The organism is Novosphingobium sp. TCA1 (assembly GCF_009811895.1).
In the GTDB taxonomy this organism is placed as follows: domain Bacteria; phylum Pseudomonadota; class Alphaproteobacteria; order Sphingomonadales; family Sphingomonadaceae; genus Novosphingobium; species Novosphingobium panipatense_A.
The window spans coordinates 1-1,335 of record NZ_BLJH01000113.1 but is presented as its reverse complement, the minus strand read 5'-3'; the positions used below and the strand labels follow the sequence as shown (position 1 = coordinate 1,335).

General features: G+C 63.0%; 1 protein-coding gene. It reads right to left on the bottom strand.

The genetic code is table 11. The annotated features are described in order from the left end of the window. Positions 1-1,246 (bottom strand): IncP-type conjugal transfer protein TraG (traG, locus tag NTCA1_RS28285; protein ID WP_159832498.1); only part of this gene is annotated, 1,246 nt, incomplete at its 3' end. Between the last annotated feature and the right edge of the window lie 89 nt (positions 1,247-1,335).

Genomic DNA, 1,335 nt, shown 5'->3' with positions numbered 1-1,335 from the left:
AGCCGGCCATGAAGGCGAGGCTGGTCTCGAAAAAGTCGAGGCGGCCGAGCGCGGGGAATTCGTCGAGCATCATCAGAAGTTGGTGCCGGCGACTTTCGCCCGATTGATCGAGACGCTCGGTGAGACGGCGACCGATCTGGTTAAGGACCAGACGAACCAGCGGCTTGGTGCGGCTGATGTCCGAAGGCGGGATGACCAGGTAGAGCGAGCACGGCTGCTTTGCTTCCATGAGATCGGCGATCCGCCAGTCGCAGCGCGAGGTGACTTCAGCAACGGTCGGATCGCGGTAGAGCCCCAGAAAAGACATCGCCGTCGACAGCACGCCGGAGCGCTCGTTCTCGCTCTTGTTCAGCAGTTCCCGGGCGGCGGAGGCAACAACCGGATGGACCTTTGGCTGCTGGGCATTGCCAAGATGGTTGGTGGACAGCATCGCGCGCAGCGTGGCCACGAAAGAGCGCTGTGGATCGGACAGGAAGGTCGCAACCCGCGCGAGCGTCTTCTCTTCCTCGGCGTAAAGGATGTGGAGGATGGCGCCCACCAGCAGCGAATGGCTGGTCTTTTCCCAATGGCTGCGCCGTTCGAGCGCGCCTTCGGGATCGACCAGGATATCGGCGATATTCTGGACGTCGCGCACTTCGTTAGCGCCGCGGCGAACTTCCAGCAGCGGATTGTACTTGGCCGAGCAGGCATCGGTCGGGTTGAACAGGAGACTGTGTGAAAAGCGGGAGCGCCAGCCGGATGTCATCGCCCAGTTCTCGCCCTTGATGTCATGGATGACCGCCGAGCCGGTCCAGGACAGGAGCGTCGGCACGACCAGACCCACGCCTTTACCGGAGCGCGTCGGTGCAAAGGCCATGATGTGTTCTGGGCCGTCGTGGCGAAGGTAATTGCCGCGCAAACATCCGAGCATAACGCCAGCCGGTTGCAGCAAACCTGCCTTGGCGACCTCGCGCCGGCTTGCCCAGCGCGCGGAGCCGTAAGTGGTGACCTTGCCCTTCTGTCGCGCGCGCCACAGCGATCCCACCACCGCCGAGCCGCAGCCGAAGAAACCGCTGGCACCGGCCAGCATGCCCGCCTTGTCGAAAACCTCAGGCGCATAGGCGTCGTAGGAATACCACCACCAGAACAGCGCCCACGGATGATAGACCGAAAGCCCACCGATGCTGAACCACGCCGTTCCAAGCTCGGGCTGGTAGGCCAACATCGAGGCTGCCCACTGCGTCGCCAGCCACAGCCCGGCGAGCATGATCGCGAAGACGACAGCAATCTGGCCAATTGATCTGCCCCCCGCTGAGTGGCCCAGAGACTATGATAGTTTGGACCACGAAAGGGACG